The 22,727-nt window shown below is 55.4% G+C and carries 23 protein-coding genes; 12 read left to right on the forward strand and 11 right to left on the reverse strand.

Features of this window, described 5'->3' with window-relative positions:
• Nucleotides 1–14: 14 nt before the first annotated feature.
• From AC3WJN_RS15000 to AC3WJN_RS15020, 5 genes are all read right to left on the reverse strand, one after another.
• Entirely contained in the window at nucleotides 15–2,423 is a 2,409-nt protein-coding gene (locus AC3WJN_RS15000) for a 3-hydroxyacyl-CoA dehydrogenase/enoyl-CoA hydratase family protein (protein WP_492329299.1), read from the reverse strand.
• 368 nt (nucleotides 2,424–2,791) lie between these two features.
• Nucleotides 2,792–3,907: an S-layer homology domain-containing protein gene (locus tag AC3WJN_RS15005; RefSeq protein WP_025844037.1), complete on the reverse strand. Its 1,116-nt coding sequence runs from the start codon at nucleotides 3,905–3,907 to the stop codon at nucleotides 2,792–2,794.
• Nucleotides 3,908–4,166: 259 nt separating this feature from the next.
• On the reverse strand, nucleotides 4,167–5,834 hold the full coding sequence (locus AC3WJN_RS15010) for a putative ABC transporter permease subunit (protein WP_492329300.1): 1,668 nt from the start codon (nucleotides 5,832–5,834) through the stop codon (nucleotides 4,167–4,169).
• Nucleotides 5,827–6,552, reverse strand: a complete 726-nt coding sequence (locus tag AC3WJN_RS15015; RefSeq protein ID WP_005826659.1) for an ABC transporter ATP-binding protein — start codon at nucleotides 6,550–6,552, stop codon at nucleotides 5,827–5,829. The genes AC3WJN_RS15010 and AC3WJN_RS15015 overlap by 8 nt, the downstream gene beginning before the upstream one ends.
• A 171-nt stretch (nucleotides 6,553–6,723) precedes the next feature.
• Nucleotides 6,724–7,140: a hypothetical protein gene (locus AC3WJN_RS15020; RefSeq protein ID WP_005826661.1), complete on the reverse strand. Its 417-nt coding sequence runs from the start codon at nucleotides 7,138–7,140 to the stop codon at nucleotides 6,724–6,726.
• 196 nt (nucleotides 7,141–7,336) lie between these two features.
• On the opposite strand from AC3WJN_RS15020, the gene AC3WJN_RS15025 reads away from it, so the two are divergent.
• The 8 genes from AC3WJN_RS15025 to AC3WJN_RS15060 all read left to right on the forward strand — a co-directional run bounded on the left by AC3WJN_RS15025 (nucleotide 7,337) and on the right by AC3WJN_RS15060 (nucleotide 13,814).
• Nucleotides 7,337–7,951, forward strand: coding sequence for a hypothetical protein (locus AC3WJN_RS15025; protein ID WP_026558496.1), 615 nt, complete (start codon nucleotides 7,337–7,339; stop codon nucleotides 7,949–7,951).
• A 374-nt stretch (nucleotides 7,952–8,325) separates the two neighbouring features.
• On the forward strand, nucleotides 8,326–9,438 hold the full coding sequence (gene proB / locus AC3WJN_RS15030; protein ID WP_005826664.1) for a glutamate 5-kinase: 1,113 nt from the start codon (nucleotides 8,326–8,328) through the stop codon (nucleotides 9,436–9,438).
• 32 nt (nucleotides 9,439–9,470) lie between these two features.
• Nucleotides 9,471–10,739: a glutamate-5-semialdehyde dehydrogenase gene (locus AC3WJN_RS15035; protein WP_005826665.1), complete on the forward strand. Its 1,269-nt coding sequence runs from the start codon at nucleotides 9,471–9,473 to the stop codon at nucleotides 10,737–10,739.
• Nucleotides 10,740–10,759: 20 nt separating this feature from the next.
• On the forward strand, nucleotides 10,760–11,602 hold the full coding sequence (proC, locus tag AC3WJN_RS15040) for a pyrroline-5-carboxylate reductase (RefSeq protein WP_007787404.1): 843 nt from the start codon (nucleotides 10,760–10,762) through the stop codon (nucleotides 11,600–11,602).
• Between the two features lie 146 nt (nucleotides 11,603–11,748).
• Entirely contained in the window at nucleotides 11,749–12,564 is an 816-nt protein-coding gene (locus tag AC3WJN_RS15045) for a hypothetical protein (protein ID WP_005826668.1), read from the forward strand.
• A gap of 110 nt (nucleotides 12,565–12,674) precedes the next feature.
• A complete protein-coding gene (locus AC3WJN_RS15050) occupies nucleotides 12,675–12,983 on the forward strand; it encodes a ferritin-like domain-containing protein (protein ID WP_005826669.1) in 309 nt (102 codons plus the stop codon).
• Between the two features lie 15 nt (nucleotides 12,984–12,998).
• Nucleotides 12,999–13,331, forward strand: a complete 333-nt coding sequence (locus tag AC3WJN_RS15055; RefSeq protein ID WP_007787407.1) for a spore coat protein — start codon at nucleotides 12,999–13,001, stop codon at nucleotides 13,329–13,331.
• A gap of 153 nt (nucleotides 13,332–13,484) precedes the next feature.
• A complete protein-coding gene (locus tag AC3WJN_RS15060) occupies nucleotides 13,485–13,814 on the forward strand; it encodes a hypothetical protein (RefSeq protein ID WP_007787409.1) in 330 nt (109 codons plus the stop codon).
• Nucleotides 13,815–13,859: 45 nt separating this feature from the next.
• Here AC3WJN_RS15060 and AC3WJN_RS15065 read toward each other — a convergent pair whose 3' ends face one another.
• Nucleotides 13,860–15,308: an aminotransferase-like domain-containing protein gene (locus tag AC3WJN_RS15065; RefSeq protein ID WP_007787411.1), complete on the reverse strand. Its 1,449-nt coding sequence runs from the start codon at nucleotides 15,306–15,308 to the stop codon at nucleotides 13,860–13,862.
• A gap of 144 nt (nucleotides 15,309–15,452) precedes the next feature.
• Here AC3WJN_RS15065 and AC3WJN_RS15070 point away from each other — a divergent pair, with 144 nt between their 5' ends.
• From AC3WJN_RS15070 to AC3WJN_RS15085, 4 genes are all read left to right on the forward strand, one after another.
• On the forward strand, nucleotides 15,453–16,067 hold the full coding sequence (locus AC3WJN_RS15070; RefSeq protein WP_005833673.1) for a LysE/ArgO family amino acid transporter: 615 nt from the start codon (nucleotides 15,453–15,455) through the stop codon (nucleotides 16,065–16,067).
• 76 nt (nucleotides 16,068–16,143) lie between these two features.
• Nucleotides 16,144–16,761, forward strand: coding sequence for a DUF47 domain-containing protein (locus tag AC3WJN_RS15075; RefSeq protein ID WP_005833675.1), 618 nt, complete (start codon nucleotides 16,144–16,146; stop codon nucleotides 16,759–16,761).
• Nucleotides 16,762–16,780: 19 nt separating this feature from the next.
• The gene (locus AC3WJN_RS15080; protein ID WP_005833676.1) at nucleotides 16,781–17,788 is read left to right on the forward strand and encodes an inorganic phosphate transporter; all 1,008 of its coding nucleotides are present in this window, start codon (nucleotides 16,781–16,783) and stop codon (nucleotides 17,786–17,788) included.
• Nucleotides 17,789–17,855: 67 nt separating this feature from the next.
• Nucleotides 17,856–18,383 carry a GNAT family N-acetyltransferase gene (locus tag AC3WJN_RS15085; RefSeq protein ID WP_081414677.1) on the forward strand — a complete coding sequence of 176 codons (528 nt, stop codon included), beginning with the start codon at nucleotides 17,856–17,858 and terminating at the stop codon, nucleotides 18,381–18,383.
• A gap of 179 nt (nucleotides 18,384–18,562) precedes the next feature.
• On the opposite strand, the gene AC3WJN_RS15090 is transcribed toward AC3WJN_RS15085, so the two are convergent.
• The 5 genes from AC3WJN_RS15090 to AC3WJN_RS15110 all read right to left on the reverse strand — a co-directional run bounded on the left by AC3WJN_RS15090 (nucleotide 18,563) and on the right by AC3WJN_RS15110 (nucleotide 22,405).
• On the reverse strand, nucleotides 18,563–19,114 hold the full coding sequence (locus AC3WJN_RS15090; RefSeq protein ID WP_005833679.1) for a DUF4825 domain-containing protein: 552 nt from the start codon (nucleotides 19,112–19,114) through the stop codon (nucleotides 18,563–18,565).
• 1 nt (nucleotide 19,115) lies between these two features.
• Nucleotides 19,116–19,793, reverse strand: coding sequence for a permease prefix domain 1-containing protein (locus AC3WJN_RS15095; protein WP_025846277.1), 678 nt, complete (start codon nucleotides 19,791–19,793; stop codon nucleotides 19,116–19,118).
• Nucleotides 19,793–20,140: a PadR family transcriptional regulator gene (locus AC3WJN_RS15100; protein WP_005833681.1), complete on the reverse strand. Its 348-nt coding sequence runs from the start codon at nucleotides 20,138–20,140 to the stop codon at nucleotides 19,793–19,795. The genes AC3WJN_RS15095 and AC3WJN_RS15100 overlap by 1 nt, the downstream gene beginning before the upstream one ends.
• A gap of 210 nt (nucleotides 20,141–20,350) precedes the next feature.
• Nucleotides 20,351–21,289, reverse strand: coding sequence for an ATP-grasp domain-containing protein (locus tag AC3WJN_RS15105; RefSeq protein WP_290426877.1), 939 nt, complete (start codon nucleotides 21,287–21,289; stop codon nucleotides 20,351–20,353).
• 60 nt (nucleotides 21,290–21,349) lie between these two features.
• Entirely contained in the window at nucleotides 21,350–22,405 is a 1,056-nt protein-coding gene (locus AC3WJN_RS15110) for an LLM class flavin-dependent oxidoreductase (RefSeq protein WP_005835715.1), read from the reverse strand.
• Nucleotides 22,406–22,727: the final 322 nt, after the last annotated feature.

The following is a 22,727-nucleotide window of genomic DNA, read 5'->3' on the forward strand; positions in this document are numbered from 1 at the left end:
TACCCTCCTTCTCCCTAGTTGCGCAAAGGCTTGTTTTTGGTCAGCATGTGCTGCATCCGCTGCTGAGTCTTAGGCGTCTTAATCAGCGAGAGGAACGCTTGCTTTTCCAGCTCCAAAATGTAGCTCTCGGTCACTTCCGTACCCGCCGGCACGTTGCCGCCAGACATGACATAGGCGATTTTGGACGCGATCAGCTCGTCGTGCTCGGAAATGTACCCGCTCTTCTTCATCGCATAGATGTTTTGGCGCAGGTTGGCGTAGCCCGTCTCTCCGATTACGCGGATTTTGCGCGGCTTGGGCGGCGTATAGCCTTCTTTGTCCATCGCGAGCACGAGCTGCTTCGCATCGTACAACAGATGGTCAGAGTTGATGCTGATCCGGTCAGTCGGCCGCAAGTAGCCGAGGTTGATCGCTTCCTGTCCGCTAGTCGAAACTTTTGCCATCGCAATCGTTTCAAAAGCTCTGGCGACAAACGGGAACGGGTCGACTGGCACGCTGCCGCCCTCCGGCACGTTTTCCATGGCGCGGAACAGCATTTCCTTCGTGCCGCCGCCGCCTGGCAAAAGCCCGACGCCGACCTCGACGAGTCCAAGGTACGTTTCCGCTGCTACCTGTACGCGGTCAGCCAGGTACGTGACCTCGACGCCGCCGCCGAGCGTCATGCCGAACGGTGCCGCCACGACCGGGCGGTGCATGTAGCGAATCGCTCTGGCCGCTTTATGGAAATTGCTGACGAGCATGTCGAGCTCCAGCCAGTTTTCATCTTGCGCTTCCATCAGCGCCATCGCGAGGTTCATCCCGACGCAGAAGTTTTTGCCCTGGTTGCCGATCACCAGTCCGGCGAAGTTTTTCTGCACTTCTTCTGCCGCCTGGTTCGCCATCTGCAATACATCCAGTCCGAGCGCGTTGTGCGGCGAAGTGAACTCCAGACACGCGACGCCATCGCCCAGGTCGATCAGGGCAGCGCCCGCGTTTTTCTTAATCAACTTGCCTTGCTCCTTGAGCGCGGCGAGGTTGATGTTTTCCTTGTTTTCCTCGATGCCTTTGTAGACGCCGCCGATCGCAAACGCCTGGCGCTTGCCTTCTGCCTTTTGGTAGAAGGAGGTTTTGCCGCTCGCGAGCAGCTCCTCGACCAGCGCGGGAATCTGCTCGTTTTCCTCGCGCATCCGCGCCACTGATTTTTCCACGCCGATGGCATCCCACGTCTCGAACGGCCCCAGCTCCCAGCCGAAGCCCCACTTCATCGCCTGATCGACTGCAACGATGTCGTCGGCGATCTCGTAAGCCTTTTCAGCGGAATACAGCAGCACTTTTTTGAAAACGCTCCAGACAAACTCGCTGCCCTTGTCCTTGCCGTATGCGAGCGCCCGCAGCTTTTCCGGCAATGTTTTCGCCGTCTTGGCCGCGTCCAGCGACGGGAACTTCGGCTTCACGCTCGGGCGGTATTCCAATGTGTTGATGTCCAGCGCCAAAATTTCTTTGCCCTGCGCCGACTTCACCTGTTTGAAAAAGCCTTGCCCTGCCTTTTGTCCGATCCAGCGCTTCTCGACCATTTGCAAAACGAAATCCGGAACCTCAAAGACAGCGCGCTCCGCTTCGTCCGTGCTCTTGTTGCGGACGTTTCCTGCGACATGCACATACGTGTCCAGCCCGACGACATCGAGTGTGCGGAACGTCGCGCTCTTCGGACGGCCGATTACCGGGCCTGTCAGCGCATCGACTTCATCTACCCCGAGGCCAAGACACACCATCTCGTGGATCGAAACCTGCAATCCGTATGTACCGATGCGGTTGGCGATGAAGTTTGGCGTGTCCTTGCAGACGACCATTCCTTTTCCGAGCACATGCTCCCCGAACTGCTTCATGAAAGCGACGATAGCCGGGTCGGTATCGCGTCCGGGAATCAGCTCCAGCAGCTTCAAATAGCGCGGCGGGTTGAAAAAGTGCGTGCCGAGAAAATGTTTGCGGAAATCGTCAGAGCGGCCTTCTGCCATCTCGTTGATAGAAACGCCGGACGTATTGGAAGAGACGATCGTCCCTGGCTTGCGGTGTGCTTCTACTTGCGCGAACACACTTTTCTTCACTTCGAGGTTCTCCACGACGACCTCGATGATCCAGTCGACTTCGGCGAGCAGCGGCAAATGGTCTTCGAAGTTGCCTACCGTTATCAGCTCGATGTTCTTTTTATCGTAGAGCGGAGCTGGCTTTTCCTTGAGCAGCCTGTCTTTGCCCGCCTGTGCAATGCGGTTTTTCACTGCCGGATCAGCCAGTGTCAGTCCTTTTTTACTCTCGTCCGCCGTCAGTTCGCGCGGTACGATGTCCAGCAAATAAGTAGGGATTCCGACGTTGGCGAGATGTGCGGCAATCCCGGCGCCCATGACGCCAGAGCCGAGAACCGCCGCTTTGCGAATTTTGCGTTCCATCTTCAAATCCTCCTTTAGAGAACCTCTGTCGAGGCATAATCACAATGGCTGCCAACCTTGCTCAACTTTTCAGATTAGTAGATCATTTCCATAAGTTCTACTATTCTTAACCATATTCCTGTATGCCAAGGCTCATGCTCTTGTTGAATGAATGCTCATTCAGTTGGTGGGCCAAAAAATACATCCCACGTGTTGGCTATGTTACCCGCCCTGAGATGTTTTGGCTGACCCCCTACTGAGTCACCGTTCAGTTTTATTGTAATCGAAAATTCTGTCATTTGCAATCGTCACTTGTCGATGTTTCTTCCTCTTTTCCATTTCAAAACAAAGAGGAGCATCCTGCAACAGATGCTCCCCATAGTGCTTGCCTATTTTTCCGAATAAAGAACGGCTGTGATTTTGCGCCCATAAGCATTCGACGCATCCTGCTCCAGCTTGTATTCGACCTGGAAGTCTCCGTTTACCGGGTCGCGATAGTGGCCGATCAGCCAAAGAATTTTCGGGTCATTCATGTCTGTCTTGCTTGTAATCGTCACCGGGCCGTTGTACTTCGGCACTTGCGGAAGCGTTGTCATCGCTTTTAACGGTTCGGGAGCGAACACGGCGGCCAAGCGGGCCTGCTGCTTTTTCTCCAGCGCGAGAGTAGCGGAGCGCAAGTACAGTTGGGCGATATTTTGCTGCTGCGCCACCGTGCTGCGGAACTGGGCTGCCATATCGGTGCGGTAATAATCGAGCAGTCGCTTCATGACGACGGCATATTCCGCGCGGGTCATGATTTTCTCGGGTGAAAACGTCTTTTCGGTCAAAAACAACTGAAACTCGCGAATAGCCAGCGGGTATGGAGAGTATGTATCGCGGTAGAACCGATCCTGCTTCCACTCGTAAAAGCTGTTGAAGTACGTCACCGCGTCTTGCGGCTTCAAATTGGCCGTTCTGAATTTTTGCGGCGCCAGCACGTGGAACAACAGCAGGCTCGCCTCTTCTCGGGTCAACGGCCGCTGCATGGCTTCGCTGGACAGCCACCAGTCAGGATTTTCTTTTTGCTGTTTTTTGAGCAGTTGCCCGCTTTCGGCCAGGTACAAGTAATAGAGCATTCTGTCGCCCGGATCGTAGCTGGACAGCGCATTCGTTTCTACTTGCCAGATCGCTTTCATGTTGACCAACAGTTGTTCTACTTCCCCCCGAAGCAGAAAGCGGTAGTCCAGGTTGCTTTTTCGCTGCGGCAGCTCAAGCGAGCCGTAGGCCGTCTCAAATACGCGGTTGAGCAGAGCCAGCGCTTCGCCGCGCGTAATCGGCTTGTTCGGATAAAACGCGTGGCTGCTGTTTCGCTTTACAATCCCCAGGCTCGCCAGTTCTTCAATTTGTTGCTCTGCCCAGTGTCCTTCGGTGTCATCGAAAACACCTGCAGCATGTGCACCGCCCGTCCATGCAGTTTGCACGAGCAGCAATGCCATGAGAAAACAGAGAGCAAAACGCTTCATCATGTTATACGCATACTCCTTTCTCCTTTGCCAGAATCTTTACCCCTTTTTCTATGTAGTTCTCCCTGCCGTTTCTGTGGCAGAAAGGTCCAGGACTCGACGAGCGTCCCGGACAACAACGATCCCCCTTTCATGTATCGGGATGGATCGCGCACTTCTTTATACCCTCTTTTCACAAAATGTTCCTAATTGGCGTTGACCATGTGAAAAAAGCCGCACTCCAGCACGGGGAGAACGGCTTTTCAGCAGCCAAACGTTATGCTCACTCTTCGATCTTTTCCAGCCACCCTGGTCCTTTGGCAACAAGCAATCGGTAAATCCCGAAGTCCAGAAGGGCAAAAAGAGCGAAAAGTCCCAGAGCCGTTGCAAACAGAGAAGTCCCCGCAAAACTAATAGCCACGACAACCAGTCCTCCCGCCACCAGGCCGACGAGAAGCGAGAACAGCGGATTGAGATTCTGCTTCACCGCTTCCTGCTCTGAGCTCCATCCCAGCTTGGGCAGGTGCAGGTCGACCATGATGCCGACCAGGTTGATGAAGATCACGCCCGGAATCCCGCACAGGATCGCCCAGACGATGAACTCCCCGGACAGCGCCAGAAGCCAGACAGCTTCGGCCAGCAGCAACAACATGCTGATCGTGCTGAGGATGATACCCGGCATGACTTTTGCCAGCAAAAGGTGCTGGGGCAAAATCGGCAATGTCTTGTTGTAAAAGAACCCTTGTCCATCCCTGGAAATCGCCGTAACCGAAGTGCTGTTGAGAGCACCCAGCATCACAAAAGCGGCGAAGGCAATCGCCAGGCTGATGGCTCCGGCGTGCTCGCCCTGTAGCGTCGCTTGCAGGCGCGCGAGCATCTCTCCGCTATCCCGGCGGGCGAGCAAAGGCAGCAAGCCCAGGATCGGCACGAGAATGCCGGAGAGCGTGCAGTTCAGGAAAAAGGCAGGCGTCCGCCAGAGCATTTTCCATTCTTTCCAGAAGTAGGACAAGAGTCTTGAGCGCTGCTTCACGAGCTTTTGAAAAGCCGCATCTCCGACCGTTTTTCGTTTGGCCACAGCGTCGCTGATCCCCATGACCCCAGCGAAGTACAAGCTGTTTCCGACCACAAGAAAGACGATCAGACTGGCAACCGCCACCAGGAAAAAGACTGCCAGATAGCCGAGCGATTCCAGCGTGCCGCTGTCTTGCAAGGCGAGTGCCGCGAGCCTGCCCGCAGGGAAAAACTGCGTCACCAGGTTCAACAACGCGTTCTCCTGGCTGGCAATCAGCTCCTGCAGTTGTTCTATGCTGTCTACCCCGCCGCTCGTCTGGCGCTGCACGACCATTTGAAACCCGACTGCCAGACAAATCGCAAACAGGCCGCTGATTAAGCGGAAGCGCTCCTTGCTTTTGCCCACGTTCGTAAAGCGCATGAACAGCATGACCACAACTGCCGCCATCACAAGCGGAACGATGGGCACGAGCAAAAAAATGAGGACGGCAAACAGGTAGTACAGAAAGCCTCCCCCGCTCTTCACTCCGTATGTTACCAGAAGCGGTCCCAGCAAGACCAGTGCCGTAAGATACTCATAGCAGAGCGCGACAATGAATTTGGCCCCAAGAATGTGCATCGGCCGAAGCGGCAACGGCAACAGTTGCTCGACATCCTGCGAGTAGTAAAACACGCTCAGGACGTACAAAATCCCGAAGACGAAAATCGCCACCGAAACCACCGTCACTCCCAGTCCGAGCAACGCCGCTTCCTGTCCGAGCAGCGCCAGCCCGTCGTACATCGCGGAAATAAAGACGACAGCCCCGAGCATCATCGGAATCAGTCCGATCAAAATCGCCAAGACAAGCAGCAGTTTCTTCCAGCCGCTTCCTTTTTTCGCCCCCCAGGTCGAGCCCGCATTTTTAAGCAGCACTTTGGATAACAGCAGGACTTTATTCATGCTTCGTCAGCTCCAGGAACAGGCTCTCCAGCGAAACATCTGACTGAAAATGCTGCTGCATCTCTTTGAAGGTACCGCAAAACAAAATTTTCCCTTTGTTGATGATCGCGACACGGTCACAGAGCTTTTCCGCCACTTCCAGCACGTGGGTCGAAAAAAATACGGTGCGCCCGCTGTCGGCATGCTCCCGCATCATCTCTTTCAGCGTAAACGACGACTTGGGGTCCAGCCCGGTCAACGGCTCGTCGAGAATCCACACCTCGGGGTTGTGCACAAGCACGCCCATAATCATGATTTTTTGCCGCATCCCGTGCGAGTAGCTCTGAATCGGGTCGCCGAGCGCGTTCGTCATTTCAAAGCGGTTCGCCAGTTCCAGAATCCGCTTCCCGCGCACGTCTTTTGGCACATCGTACATATCGGCCATGAAGCTGACGTACTCCAGCCCTTTCAGCCGCAAAAACTGGTCCGGGCTGTCCGGTACATAGCCAAACTGCTGCTTGGCTTCAAGCGGCTGGGAAGCGATGTTTTTTCCGTTAATCGTAATTTCGCCCTGGTCCGGGCGGATCACTCCGGTCACCATCTTGATCGTCGTCGTCTTCCCTGCTCCATTGGGGCCGAGGAAGCCGAATATTTCCCCCTTCGGCACTGTCAGATTTAGCTGATCGACCGCTTTGTTTGTCCCGTTGTAGCTTTTCGTCACATTCACCAGCTCGATCATGTCCGTCCCTCCTTCTATCTGTTTTACTTTTCCCATTTCCAACAGATTCCACTTTATGCTATACGCCCAACGGCAGGAGAAAGTTGCGGATACGAAAAAAGCCGTCGGTTTCCCAACGGCTTATCATGTATTCTGCCCAGCGTAAGGCCGGCTTCAACATCCGGGTATTCTTTACTCTTGCGGTACAAAGCTGCCATCGCGCAGCATCGTCAGCTCGCCCATGATGAACGCCAACTCTTCGGATTCACCCAGCTTGCCGCTCTCCGCCAGCGCTTCCAGGCGGCGGAGCAGGATGTTTGCGAAATCGGCAATTTGTACAGGCTGCGCTTCCATATCCGCGTCATCGAGCACATTGTAGCTGGTCAGCGCTTCCAGGTGAGTCACGATGCGAAAGCCGCCGATCTCGCCCAAAAATTCTTGCTGGTTGATTTTCGATTTTTCCAGCTTTTGCAGCATGGACATCACATCGTTTGCTACCACGCTGGGAAAAGCAACCTGGTAAAAGTTGCGGTTTTTCGCCTCAATGGTCTTGATAATCAAAATATCAATGCCGTCTAGCTTCTTTGCCTTTTTTCCAAATCCAAACATGTATTTTCCACCTCAATCGTTCGATCTGCACAACTCTCTCCATGATAGACATAATCCCGTTGTCAGACAACCCCTATCCTGTTTCCTTTTTCCGTGATCCCGCCCTGTTTTTCAACTGGCATCTTTTCACATGGTTATTTATTTCTTTTGCCACACACGCTAACAGGTAACAACGGCTTTTCAAGTGAGGTGCGCTATGAAAACCAACTGGAAAAAATGGATGATTTTTCTGTCCCTCTCCCTGATCGTTACAGGCTGTGCCCTTCCCGCCAAGGAAGAGAGCAAAAGCAAGACGAAAGCCCAGAGCAAGCCCGTGAAGCTGTCTGCCATGCAGAAGCTCGGCGACAACAAAATGGATGTCGTCCTGTTCCTCAACCGTGCCGAACATCTGCTGGAGGAAGTGTACTTCGCCGCGCTCGACAACGCCAAAGGCAAAACCGTCTACGAGGACGGGCTGGCGTTCCGCGAGCTGCCGAAGCAATTTGACAGCAAGGACAAAATCGTCAAGTACTTCGGCCGTTTCTGGAGCACGCCGCTCGCGCTGGCGATGTACGACAAGCTGACGACGAAGCTGGTCAAGGAAAAGCTGTACATTGCGATTCCGCGCGTCGACTATCCGGTCCTGATCTCCGTCCGCAATACGACGGTCGCCAAAGCAAACGGCGAGCTGAACGTAACGGTCCAGGACGCGACCGACTCGTCTTTTGCCTCCGACCGCACGCTGCACTACCGCCTCGTTCGCGATCAGAAGACGAAGCGGTTCGAGATCAAAACAAGATCGGGCACGTACGGCAGCGAACAATTTCAATAAACCCTCTTGACATTTCTTATAGGCCCGGCGAATAATAGTGAATTAACAAGCGCATAGCGAGCGGCAATGACGGGGAACAGTAAAACCGCCCTTCAGGTCCAGAGAGCGAAATCCAACGGCTGAGAGGTTTCGTCCATGAATCGGTTTGAACCCACCCCAGAGCATCCAGGGAAGACCTGGACGGGTTTCTTTCACCTGTTATCAAAGAAAGAGAGCTGGATGTTTGCGACTTGACGGGTATCTTCTGTCGGCAGACGTCAATTAAGGTGGTACCGCGTAAGGCTAACATGCCCTTTCGTCCTTATCAAAGAGACGATTGGGCTTTTTTTATTGCTTTTTCACATGGATACAAGTAAGTGCTAGGAGGTCAAAGTATGAAGAAGGGAAAAATGCGTTTGGTTGTCAAAGTGGGCAGCAGTTCGATTGCCGCGGCAGGCGGTGGCGTGGACCCGGCGAAAATGTCCTTGCTCGTCTCCGCTGTCAGCAAGCTGCGCGAGGCAGGGCACCAGGTCGTGCTCGTTTCCTCGGGCGCGGTCGCGAGCGGCTATCAACGTCTTGGCTACCAGCAGCGCCCCCGCTCTCTCGCTGCCAAGCAGGCCGCCGCAGCCATCGGGCAAAGCCTGCTGATGCAGACGTACACGCAAATGTTCGCGGCCCATCACTTCAGCGTGGCGCAAATTTTGCTGACGCGGGGAGACTTCTCCGATCGCGAGCGTTACCAGCACGCTTTTCAAACGTTGTCGCTGCTTTTGGACAAAAACATTTTGCCGATCATCAACGAAAATGACACGGTATCTGTGGCGGAGCTGACCTTTGGCGACAACGACATGCTCGGCGCGCTGGTGGCCGGACTGGTCCACGCTGATTTGTACATGATTCTCACCGATACGAACGGACTGTACGACAAAGACCCGCGCCACCATCCGGACGCCCGGCGAATCGGCTCGCTTGAGCAGGTGACAGAGGAAATCGAGGCGTTGGCAGGAGGCGCGTCACAGCTCGGCACGGGCGGAATGCGCTCGAAGCTGATCGCCGCGAAAACGGCGCAAGGCTTGGGAATCCCGAGCTTTATCGGAAAATTGGCGCAATCGGCTGATCTTATCAAGGTGCTTGCGGGCAACGGCGATGGCACCTACGTCGGCTACCGTCCCGAATCCCCTGCAACAGCCGGCGTTTCCACGCGCAAGCAATGGATCGCGCTCCACTCCCCTGTTCGCGGCACGATCACGGTCGACAGCGGGGCGGCGGAAGCGATTTTGGAAAAAAGCCGCAGCCTGCTTCTGGCGGGCGTACGCGATGTCTCGGGGATGTTCGAGGAAGGCGAGGTTATCGAGGTGTATTGCGAAGGCGCTCTGATCGGCCGGGGCGTCAGCAGGTACGGCGCTGCCCAGCTCCTGGATTCGCTCTCACCTTCTGGCTTGACGCGACGCAGCGGTACCGTAATCCACCGCGATGAATGGACCCCGGCACGCTCGAAAACGTTTTGAAACCGAAAGAGAGAAAAGGAGATGGGGAGACAATGGAAAGCTTGAAAGAAAAAGTGTATGCACAACTCTCGCTGGCTAAACAGGCTTCACGGCAAATGGCGCTCTTGACCCGTACAGAAAAAGACAGGGCATTGGCTGCCATCGGCGAAAAGCTGCTGGCCGACGAAAAAACCATCCTGGCGGCAAACGAGCTGGATATCGCCAAGGCGGAAGTTGACGGACAGCCCGCCTCTTACCTCGACCGCCTGCGCCTGACACCTGCGCGTGTACACGATCTCGTGGAAAGCCTGGCTTCCTTGGCCGCTCTCGATGATCCTGTCGGACAAAAAATGGATTCCTGGACGCAGCCGAATGGTCTCGTCATCGAACAGATTCGCGTCCCGCTTGGCGTCATCGGCATGGTGTACGAAGCTCGGCCGAATGTCACCGTCGATGCGGCGGCGATTGCGCTGAAAACCGGCAATGCGATCGTCCTGCGCGGCAGCCACAGCGCCGTCAACAGCAACGTCGCGTTGGCCCGCTCGATTCGCGAGGCGCTGGCAGCGACAGAACTACCCGAAGCCGCTGTGCAATACCTGCCTTTTGCCGAGCATGCTTCTGTCGACCTGTTATGTACCGCAAACGGACTGGTCGACGTCATCATCCCGCGCGGCGGAGCAGGTCTGATCCAGCGCGTGCTGCAACTGTCCAGCGTGCCTGTGCTGGAAACGGGAGTAGGCAACTGCCACATCTATATCGATCAGGCGGCCCGCTACGACATGGCAGAAGCAATCGCCGTCAACGCGAAAACAAGCCGCCCCGCGGTCTGCAACGCAGCCGAAACGCTGCTCCTCCACCGCAACTGGCCGCACGACTACCAGCGGGCGCTGCTGCAAAAGCTGCTCGATCAAGGAGTCGAACTGCGCGTCTGCGCCAAAACGCGAGAGGCGCACCATGAGCTCGCTTCTCTCCTCCGCGAAGCCCAGGCGGCGGACTGGGATACGGAATACTCCGCTCTCATCCTGGCTGTCCGCACAGTCGACAGTCTGGCCGAAGCGATTGAGCATATAACCGCGCACAGCTCAGGCCACTCCGAAGCGATCGTGACGGAAGACGACGCCGCAGCGAATCAATTTTTGGCCGCTGTCGACGCAACTGCTGTCTATCACAACGCCTCTACCCGCTTTACCGACGGCGGAGAGTTCGGCTTTGGCGCCGAGATCGGGATCAGCACGCAAAAGCTGCACGCCCGCGGGCCGATGGGCTTGCCCGCACTCACTTCCTACAAGTACGTCGTACGTGGAACGGGACAAATCCGCTAGTCCAAAGGGAGGAAACAGCGATGAGCAACCAAACAGCCAGTATAACAACCGGACAAATCGGCTTTCTCGGCGCAGGCTCCATCGTGGAAGCGATGCTTTCGGGGATTTTGAAAAAAGGCTTGACCGCAGCAGACCGCATCTTCGTCACCAACCGCAACAACGCGGTGCGCCTGGAGCAGTTGACGGACGCATACGGGGTCAACGCCACCACGGATAAACTGGCGGTGGCGCGGGCATCTGACATTTTGATTTTGGCGATCAAGCCAAAGGACGCGGGGGAAGCGCTACTCGAACTGCGCGGAACCATCTCTCCGAACCAACTGATTATTTCCGTCATCGCAGGCGTTCCTACCAGCCTGATCGGCGAATGGCTGGGGGTAGACTGCCCGATCATTCGCACGATGCCGAACACGTCATCCGCTGTCGGGCTGTCTGCGACAGGACTGAGTGCCAATGCGTTTGTGCGTCCCGAGCAGCTTGCACTCGCCACGCGCCTGTTTGAAGCGATTGGCACCGTGCACGAAGTCGCAGAAGAAGAGCTCGATATTATCACAGGGCTGTCCGGCAGCGGCCCGGCCTATATTTATTATTTGGTCGAAGCGATGATGGGAGCAGGCGCGACAGCCGGGCTGGATCGGGAAATGGCCCGTCAGCTCACTCTCCAGACGGTGATCGGCGCGGCCCATATGCTGCTGGAGACGCGCGCAGAGCCTGCCCTGCTGCGCAGGCAAGTCACCAGCCCTGGCGGAACTACGCAGGCCGGGCTGGAAGTGTTGGAGTCGTATCGGTTCCAGGAGGCGGTAACAGCAGCCATCCTGCGGGCGACAGAGCGCGCCAGGGAAATGGGCGCGCAGTATCGGTAAGTATCGGTAAGAGCTTTTCGCAAAGATGGTTGCTTCGTGAGCCGCCTGTGCGTTACCATGTTGAAACAAAGCATGTCCGGGCGCGCACGCAAGCAGGCGCACCGTTGCCCTATTTTTTGCGAGAAGCTTAACGAGGGAGGTATCCGATGGAAATCTACGCCTTGTACGGCACCAGTGGTACAGGAAAAAGCTCCAGTGCACTAGAACTCGCCCACCGCATGAATATCGACGCCATTATTGACGACGGCATCCTGATCTACCAGGGTCGCAAGGTGGCTGGTACCTCCGCCAAGTACGAAAAGACAAAAATCCAGGCGGTCAAGCGGGCGATTTTTCACTACGACGAGCACGCAGAGGAAGTGCGGCGCAGCCTGGAGCAGATTCAGCCGGGACGCTTGCTGATTCTCGGCACGTCGCAGCGCATGATTACACGGATTGTCGAGGCGCTGCACCTTCCTGCTTCTATTGAATACATTCCCATCGAGTCCATCAAGCCGCCGCAGGAAATCGAGGCGGCGCGCTACGTGCGGGAGACGATGGGCAGGCACGTCATCCCGATCCCGCGGGTCGAGGTTGAAAAAGACTATTTGCAGCGGCTGATTGCTTCTGCCACCCGCATTTTCAGCTCGAAAAAGGAAGTCATCGGCGAATCGACCGTGGTTCACCCGCCTTTTTCCGGCGGCCGCATCCTGATTCATCCCCAAGTGCTGCGCAAAATTACGCTGGCTGCTTGCAGCCGTTACGAAGAAGTCAGCCAGGTCGTCAAAGTTGCCTTTTCCTTCGACGATTTGCCTCGCCTGCAGATCACGCTGGCCCTCAAGCTGCCTTTTTTGGCGGATATGACCCGATTGATCCGGGACATTCAGGAAGATTTGCACAAGGAAGCCAGCTTTTGCCTCAACATCGCCCCGGCCAGCATCGACATTCAGGTCGCCTCGCTGGAGCTCGCCTCTGCAAAATAGCGGAACCGGTCCTTTCTCGGATCGGTTCTTTTTTTGGCGGAAAGAGGCAGGGTTACTTGCTGTCTTGTTGCCCATCCTATACGTGTATCACACATGAAAGGAGCAATCAGATGCCATCCATCATGTCTTCCACGCCTTTTCAACAAGCGCCGATTCCCGAGCCGCCCAAAGTCATCACGACCAAAGACTTGAGCTACCTGAAAGATGCGTTGTCCTGGGAGCTGCTCGCCTTTAAAAAGCTGCATTTCTTTGCCCAGCAAGCCACAGACCCGGACGTGAAGCAATGTCTGGAGAAAACGGGCCGCATGCACCAGCAGCACTACGAAAAGCTGCTCTCCCACCTGCAAAACAACAACACAGCCGTCATGGCGACCTTGCCGCAGACCCAATCCCAACAACAGCAACAACAGATGCAGTAAGGGAGGAGAACAAGGATGCCAAACCAAAACCAGATCGCAAACCCGCAATCCGGACAGTTGCCGCAAATCAAAGGGCCGCAAATGAATGACCGCGATTTTCTCAACGATTGTCTGGCGACCTGCAAATACGTCACCGACAGCCTGAACGTCGCGGTGCGCGAGATGAGCCACCAGCAACTGTACAGCGACATGCTGCAACTGTTGAACGAGACGCACCAGTCGGCGCGCGATACGTTCAACCTCATGTTCCAAAAAGGCTGGTACAAGCTCGAAGCGGAGGAACAGCAAAAGCTGCAGCAAGCTTACCAGCAGTTCTCCGGCTACTCCAGTCAGTTTCCGTATCATTAATTTTGCTGTTTTTTCTTCCAGCATGGCTGACGCAGCCTTGGTCCGACATTCGTTCGGGCCGGGGCTGCTTGTTGTGCTTGCGGCGTTTTCTTCTGAAGGTCTTTTTACTCCTTTTTCCAGATTGTATAATTTGTTGGAGAAGGGGTGATCCAGATGAAAGACGGTTTTCTGTTTTGGCTCTCTCTGCTTTGTGGCTTGCTCGCTTCTGCAGGTTCCCTGGTTCTGTGGTACGTTTTGCTGTCCGAAAAGTCCTCCGTCTCTGCGCTGACGTCTCTTTGCCTCGTGCTCCCGGCGTTGCTCGGCTTGCTTGCTTCCTTTGTAAAGCCGCCCGTTATTTTGCTTTCTTTTATCGTCTCCTTTCCGCTCAGCCTGTACTTGTCCATGAATGCAGACAAATTTTCCTTCTTTCTCATTGCCTCCTTGCTGTATTTGCTGTCCGCCGTGTTGAAAGGGAGGACGGCAAAAGCACGCTGGAATCCTTGAGCGACTTTCGGCTTTGCGCTTTCAGCAAGCAGCCTCCACCTGTTTTCAGCCATTGGCCCGCAAAAGCTGGGCGACAGTGAACAGCGCCCGCTCCAACTCGTCGTCTGCCGCATACGCATACGACAAGCGCAGATGTTGGCTGTCCGTCTGGTCGTACACGAAACCGGGATTGAGCAGGACGCCTTCTGCCAGCGCCTGCGTAAACAGCTTGCGCATCGACACGGGCTGGCGCAGACGCAGCCAGATGTAAAAGCCGCCCTGCGGCATCTGCCAGTCGGCCAAGTCGGAAAACCAACGTTCGAGAAGCTCGCCCATCCGCCCTCTTCTCTCCTTGAGCGCCGTGCGGATTCGTTCGAGGTGACGTTGATAGCGCCCGCTCGTCAGCCATTCTGTCGCCGCCCATTGCGAGAGGGCGCTGGACCCGTAGTCAATCTGCATTTTCACATCGGCCAGCCGTTCAATCACAGGCTGCGGCCCTACGATCCAGCCGATTCGCAGGCCCGGGCTAAGCGTTTTCGACAAGCTGCCAAGGTAGAGCACCAACCCGCTCTGATCGCTCGCCTTGAGCGGCGCTGGCCCCGGCTCGTCCAGCCACAGCTCGCCGTACACATCGTCCTCCAGGACAGGCAGCCGCTCCTGTTCGCATACGGCCATGAGCTGCCGCTTGCGCTGTTCGCTCATCAAAATCCCGGTCGGATTGTGAAAAGCCGGGATCGTATAGAGCAGCGCTCCGTTATGAAGCTGCTTCTGCCGGACGACAGAGGCAGGCGCTATCCCTTCCCCATCCATTGCTACGCCAGCCAGCCTCATCCCTGACGACTGGAATAACGGCAGCGAAAACAAGTACGAGGGCTGCTCCAGCAAAATCGTCGAGCCACGGTGCAAAATCCCGAGCGAGATCAACTGCAAAGCCTGCAACGCACCGGATACAACCAAAATGGACGCCGGGGAAGCTTCGACCCCTCGCGTGCGCAGGTGAGCGCTGATCGCCTCGCGCAGCGGCAAAAGCCCCTTCGGCTCGGAGTAGCCGAGCTGAATCATTTTTCCCCGCAGGTCGCCAAGCACTTCCTCCATCTCCGCCGTCGGGATCAGCGCGGGCGAAAGCTCTCCTGTACCCAGGCGGATGAAGCGCGGGTTTGGCTCATAACGGTTAATGTCCTGGATCGTCGGCGAATTGGGCAGGTGCGTGCCCGCCCGCACATAGCCCAGCCAATCCGGCGGCGGTGTGGTCGTCAACAGCGACCATGTGTTGTTGCAGATGACCGAACCGCTCCCGACCGTCGATTCGATCAGCCCTTCCGCTTTCAGCTCCTCCAATGCAGTCACAACCGTGCTGCGGTTCACCTCGAAGGCAGCAGCCAATGCGCGCTGTGTAGGCAGCTTGCTGTTGACCGGCCACTCCCCTCCGGCAATTTTTCCTTTGATGTACGCGACAATTTGCGCGTAAACAGGCATGTCACCGGATTTGTCCGGCTTCCAGTCAATCGTCAGCATCCGTTCCCCTCTCCTTTGCTCTATTGTACAAATTGGTTGGTCCAGGAGTAAACCAATTGGCTGGAGACATTCTGCCCTTCCTCATGAATAATGTCCATAGCGCCATTATTTTGTTTGCTTCTATCGTAAAAGGAGGAAGGAATTGTGCTGGAAGCCATTTTGCACGGGTTTGTGCTCGCCTTCGGGCTGATTTTGCCGCTGGGTGCGCAAAACGTGTTTGTATTCAACCAAGGGGCCGCACAGCCTACGCTGTGGAGAGCTGCTCCCGTCGTCCTGACGGCAGCCGCCTGTGATGCGCTCCTGATTTTGCTCGCCGTCCTCGGCGTTTCGCTGGTCGTCTTGACTGTTGCCTGGCTGAAAACCGTCTTGTACGTCATCGGGGTTTGTTTTTTGCTGTACATGGGCTACCTGACCTGGAGCAGCCGACCAAGCCTGGATAACGGGGAAAAAGCAAGCTTTTCCGCCAAAAAGCAGATGATGTTCGCCGCTTCCGTCTCTTTGCTCAATCCGCACGCGATCCTCGACACAATCGGGGTCATCGGGACCAGCTCGCTCAGCTATGCGGGAGCAGAAAAATGGGGCTTCACCATCGCCTGCATCCTCGTCTCCTGCCTCTGGTTTTTCGGCTTGTCCGTGGCAGGCAGAATCATGGGCAAGCTGGATCGGTCAGGGTCCTTGCTGCGCAGCCTCAACATCGTCTCTGCGCTCATCATGTGGGGAGTCGCCGCCTACATGGCAAGCCAGCTATATTTTGCCTAGCTCTGCGAAAAGTGCATAAATGCTCACGCCTCCACTTAAAATATCCCTAGTCGGATTCCTATGTGGAGGTCTTTTTATGCTTTTTACCAAATCGGACGCCCTGCTGGATGAGTTATACGCCATCGCCAAAAACGTGTACGACTCGGCCATTTATTTCAATAAGTATAAAATCAAGTCGCTGGATACGCTAAAACGCTTTTCCGAGGAAATGAAAGAGTATGAGTCAAAAGGCGACAAACTGATTCACGAGATCATCGTCCGGATCAACAAAACGTTTATTTCCGCGATTGAACGCGAGGACGTGCTGAATCTGGCCGTCAAGCTGGATGATGTGCTGGACGGCCTGGAGGGGTGTGCCGCTCGCCTGTACATGTACGACATCATGGAGCCGGATGAGACGATGGTCAAATTCGGCCAACTGATTGAGGATGCGACCCAGCAAATTTTGTTCGCGATTGAACTGTTGCAAAAACAAAAGCTGCCCGGCATGAAGGAGTACATCATTCGCATCAACGATCTGGAAAGCGCCGGCGATGAGCTGGTGCGGGAAAGCATCCGGCGGCTTTTCAAGTCGACGAGCGATCCGATTCACATCATGCAGTTCAAGGAAATTTACGATGTGCTTGAGGATGTCATGGATCATTGCGAGGACGTCGCCGATGCGATGGAGACGGTGATTATGAGCAATACATAAACGAAGGAGGCTCCCTTCCATGCACACTAGCCTGCCTCTTGTGATCGCTGTCATTGTTCTGGCCGTTTCCTTTGACTTCATCAACGGCTTTCACGATACAGCCAATGCCATCGCCACCACAGTCTCGACCAAAGCTTTGCCGCCGAAAACCGCCATCGCCCTGGCCGCGATCATGAACTTCGTCGGCGCGCTTGCTTTTACAGGAGTCGCCAAAACAATCGGGGGAAAGATTGCCGATCCCGCCAAGCTGGAATACGGCGTGCTGATCGTGCTGGCTGCCTTGGTCGCGGCGATTTTCTGGAATCTGGTCACCTGGTGGTACGGCATTCCGAGCAGTTCGTCCCATGCGCTCATCGGTTCCGTCGTAGGTGCCGTTTTCGCTTCGGCTGGCGTTTCGCAAATCAACTGGAACGGCTTTTTGGAAATTTTCGAGGCGCTGATTTTGTCGCCGATCATCGCGCTTGTGGCTGCTTTTCTGCTCATGAAGCTGGTCTACGCCCTGTTCCGCAGCATCCAGATACCGCCCGCCAAAGTAAACCGGGGCTTTCGCTACTTCCAGATTCTCACCGCCGCCCTGCAATCTTTTACCCACGGCACCAACGACGCGCAAAAAGCAATGGGGATCATCGTCTTCGCCCTGGTGGCTGCCGATTTGCATGCGGATACCGCGTCGATTCCGTTTTGGGTCCAGCTTATTTGCGCGATTTCCATGGGGCTGGGAACGTCTGTCGGCGGCTGGAAGATCATCAAGACGGTCGGCGGCAAAATTACGAAAATCGAGCCGATCAACGGCGCTACCGCTGATTTAAGCTCCTCCACGATCATTTTTACATTTACGCAGTTGGGGCTTCCGGTCAGCTCGACACACGTGATTTCCTCGGGGATTATGGGGGTCGGCGCAGCGAAACGGCTGAAGGGCGTCAATTGGGGCGTCGCCAAACGGATCATCATCACCTGGTTTATTACACTGCCGATCTCCGCACTGATTTCAGCGGCGCTCTACTACATGTTGAGTTTGTTTTTTTGAGCGAAGGCGATTGTAACCCTCTCTGGTATATAATGGACGAAAACCTGAATACAGCGGAGGATTGTTCATGACCATTCGCACAGAAGAACCGCAAGACTACCATACGACCGAGCAGGTGGTGCAAGCAGCGTTTGCTGGCCAGCCTTTCTGCGATCAAACGGAGCATTTGCTCGTCAAGCGCCTGCGGGAATCAGCCGAGTTCGTGCCTGCGCTCTCGCTCGTTTTCGAAGAGAACGGCCGCATCGTCGGCCATCTGCTGCTGAGCAAAATCAAGATCGAGCACGATGGCGGCTCCTTTGACGAGGCGCTTGCTCTCGCCCCCGTCTCCGTACTCCCCTCTCATCAGGGAAAAGGCATCGGGGCGGCACTCATCAACCATTCGATCAATGCCGCCCGAGCGCTCGGCTACAAAGCGCTTGTCGTGCTCGGACATGAGCGCTACTATCCCAAATTCGGCTTCCGCCCCGCCTCTCATTGGGGCATCCGCGCTCCGTTCGAGATTCCCGACGAGCTGTTTATGGCGCTGGAGCTTGCGCCCGGCAGCCTGGACGGGGTTCATGGCACGGTGCGTTATTCGCCTGCTTTTTCTGGCTGAAAAAAGCGTACAAAAAAGCCTTTTCCCTTCATCGCAACTGCTTTGCGCAGAGCGTAGACGGGAAAAGGCTTTTCTACTTCACGGCCATGTCCCCTCGTCGCCGACCGTGTTTCATCTCCCGCTGGTATTGGGCGAAGAGGCGGTCGACCAGAGAAGATGCGCCTTTTGGCTTTGGCCTCCTACTGCTTTTCCTCCAGCGCCTTCACGCCTTCTTGCAAAAACCGGGCATCCTGCCATTTCTGCTGCACGTTTGCGCGCCATTTTTCCGTCGTCAAAAGCGCTGCCAGATCGTCCCCGAACAGTTGCTGAATCCGGGAGCGGGAGACAGTCAGCGTCCGGTCCAAAAACCGGTAGTCAATCGTCTGCAAATTGTCGATCAAGGCGAAGGCGGCGACCGAATTGTAGAGCAGCATCTGCCGGATCGCTTTTTCATCCTCGCGCAACTCGTCGGCTTCGTAATGAACTTCTATGGCAAATTCGTCGGAGCGCAACTGATACGACCGTTTCAAGTCTTTCAACGGCAGATGGTTGAACAGATTCAGGTTGGAAACATCGCCCATGTACTTGTTTTTGTACGGCAAAATCGTTTGCAGATCGTGCGTCAGCGGGCTTTGCTGGTCAGCGAGGTACTGCTCGGCAGCAAGCTCCTTTTTCGGGAGAATCCAGCCTTGAATGACAGCAAACAGGCCAATCCCGAGCAAGGCGAGCAACAAAATCAGCTTATTTTTCACGTCACTCCTCCTCTCTCGCTTCGCATTTCATGATCGCTTCTGGCAGCGCGTGCAGCAAAAGCGGCACGATGATCGACACGGCGGGCAGCACGTACTCTACCGCTACCGTGGCAAACTGGTAAGGCCCTGACAGGCTGACCGCTCTGGCGAACCATATATGGCTGGCAAAGTGAATCGCTGTCGTGTACGCGAAAGAAACCGCCATATACAGCGCCCACAGCGACCACCCGATTTTGCGCAACCGAAACGCCGTGCGCAAATTCAGCTCGCTCTTTTTTGCGGCAGCGGACAGGCGCTTGCTCCGGAGCAAGACGGCGTAGACGATTCCTTCGAGCAAACATAGTACCAACAAGCCGTGGTTTACCGAAATGCCCATCCCCCAAATGCGCAGCGGCATCGTCGCAATCCAGGCTACCAAAGTGTAGAGCAGGGCCCGCTGCAGCAGCTCTTGCCAAAAAGCAAGGACATAGACCGACCGGCTTTCCCCGACGAGCGAATCGACCGAGGGAAGCTGGTCTGTCGCCTTTTTCACCGCCTGCTCCAGCGGCATCCCGTCTGCGACCAGATCCGCCACTCGCGCCTCCAGATTGCTCAGCACTTCCCACTTCAGCTCTTCGATTTGCCTGCTGCTTTTGTACTTGGCGAACAGCTTTTCCACATGGATTTGCAGACTATGCATTACGCTTCCTCCCGCCTTTCGATAAGCTGATCGATTAATTGCCTGGCAACCTTCCAGGACGCGAGCGCACTGGCATACGCCGCTCTTCCTGCCTCGGTCACCTGATAATATTTGCGCCTTCCGCCCTGGCTCTCATCGCCCCAGTACGACACGATCAGCTTTTGCGCCTCCAACCTTTTCAGGCTCGTGTACAAGGAAGGCTCTTTCAGCTCGTATTGTTCACCGCTGTTTTTGAAAATCGTTTTGATGATCTCGTAGCCGTAGCTGTCTTTTTCGCACAGCACCCGCAAAATGATCGCATCAATATGCCCGCGAATAATGTCGCTGCTGATGCTTTTGTCGCCCATCCGGTTCACCTCGCATGTACAGCATAACACATATTACTACGCATGACAAAGTAATGTGTATGAAGAAGTATGGCACGCATGCTTGAGCGCCCGCCGCCGCCCAGGCGCACTGGACCGATAACGCCGGAAGCTGTGCTGCTGTGCCCGTGCGCAAAACAAAAAAGCCCTCTTTTGCAAGAGAGCTTTTGCCGTCTGTCTGCCTGTATGCTGCTATTCGATCGCCGCCAGCTCGCGTCCGAGGAATTTGGCTACTTCCAGCATGCCGTAAATTCCCGAAGCCGCTTCGGCGTCCGAGTTGTAGTTCGTATTCGTGTTGATGTCATAGGTGAAAATTTCCCCGTCGCGGTTGCGGATGAACTCGATGCCTGCGACCTGGATTTTGTTCGCCGTCAAAAAGCGCTCGTACTGCTGAATAATCGGATCCGCAAAGCCTTCGATCACCTGGAACTTCGGCTTCGCAGGCACTTCCTCGCCCACCGGGCAGAACAGGTCGCCGATCTGGCACGCATCTGCCGGGCACAGTTCGAAGCCTTCCGACGTATCGACCTTCACCGCATAAATGAAGCGGCCGCCCACGAACTCACAGCGGGTAATGCACGGCTCCGGCGCCTGGATGTACTCCTGGATCAGCGTAATGCCGTCTACCGGCTCGTCAAAATCCGGGCCGTTCACATAAGCCGCCAACGCTTCCTGCGAATGGAACAACTGTACGCCCAGACCTTTTCCTGCGCGGTTATGCTTGGTGATGAACGGCTGGCCTGCAAACGACTGCGCCGCATTTATCAGTTGCTTGCGCCCGACGGTGGCGATCGTCTTCGGCGTGCGAATCCCGAACTCGCCAAGCGCGAGGTATTGCGCCACCTTGCTCACTTCCAGCCGAAGCGCGCTCGTGCCGTTAAACACCTTGCGCCCGTGGCTTTCCAGCCAGTTCAGAACCGCTGCCGTCAGCTCCGGCGCATAGCGATGATCGCGGGTGTGGGAGGAAGCGCTCATGCGGCTGTAAAAAACGCCATTCGGCGGCTCTGCCGTCAAATCGACAGCGCCCTCGTCCAGATGCCATTCCTCATACGGCAGTCCCAGCTCTTGCAAACGTTTGGTCAAATGCACGGTCCACTCGCTGTTTTCATGGATGACGTAAATCTTTTTCATCGAAAAATCTCCTCTTTTCTGTCAGACTGCCCGCTCATCGCTGTGACCGGAACGGATGGCTTACGAAAGGCTGTGGCTCGCTTCGCGCAAGCTCTCTACCAGCGGCATGACTTCTTTGGCAAACCGCTCCATTTCCTCCAGTTGCGGCGAAAATTGCAGCAGCAGAAGATCAATGCCCGCTTGTTCGTAGGCGAGAATCGTCTTGGCGATATGCTCCGGCGTGCCGACCAGATTCGGGCGCAAGCCGCGGTTGGAGACGGAATAGTCCCGCAATTGAATCTGTGTTTCCAACTGGGATTTATTGATAAAGTCCTGATAGCCTGCATAGCCGCTCGATTCTTTCACGTCGGTGATGCGCGCCAGCTCCTCCTGCGCCTCTTCGTCCGTCGCGCGGCAAATGACGTAGGCCGCCATGCCAAACGCTGCAAACGGCGCTTGTCCCGTCGCCTGGCGACGCTGTTTCATGTCGTTGATTTTTCGCTCGATTTCCTCTACGGTGCCGCCGTGCATGACATAAGCATCGCACGCTGCGGAAATCACCTGCTTGCCACGCTCGCTTTCCCCGCCCGCGTACAATACCGGATTCGGCTTTTGCACTGGTTTTGGCGCAAGTTTGGCTTCGCGAATTTGATAAAATTTTCCGTCATAGCTGAACGTTTCCTGCGTCCACAACCCTTTTAAAACGTCCAAAAATTCCAGCGTTCTCTCGTAGCGCTCGTCGTGCTCGGTAAAAATGCCGCCGTATTGCCGGGCTTCTTCCTCCCACCAGGCCGAGACGACGTTCAAGGTAAAGCGTCCGTTGCTGATGTGGTCGATGTTTGCCGCCATTTTTGCCGTAACGGCCGGGTTGTGAAAACCAGGGCGCACAGCGGTCATGATCTCGATTTTTTCCGTCACGGCTGCCAGTGCCGCTGCTGTCGACCACGCTTCGAGCGAGTCTTGTTCCGGACCTTTGATGTCGTTCAAGTACAGCTCGGCGATGAGCGTCGTATCGAATCCCCACTTCTCCGCTGACTGGATGACTTGTTTTGCGTAATCAAAGGTAGGCGGCATTTGTTCATCTTCCACATTGCGAAGCCAACCGCCAAAGATCGGGAGCCAAAAGCCGTATTTCATCGTTCTCTACTCCTTTGCACGTGCGGGAATCGTGTTGCGCACTATAAAAGCAAAGTAATCCTACTACAAAAGTACGGATATTTCAATACGGAGAATTGGCAAAGTGAGCGCGTATTTGCCGCTTGGAAAATTTCTCCCCCGCCACGCCTTTTGTTGCACGCATGCCAACATGAAAAAACTCCCGCCAGGAGAAAATCTTCCAGCAAGAGTTCGGGAATGCCCATCGTCTGTCGATGAGGAAAAATGTGTTTACTGTTCACAGAGTGGGGACAGGATAATAGTAACTTCATCATGTTATTGCCGCAAAGGAGCTGATTTGCAA

This window comes from Brevibacillus sp. FW306-2-1A-C05A (assembly GCF_058781555.1).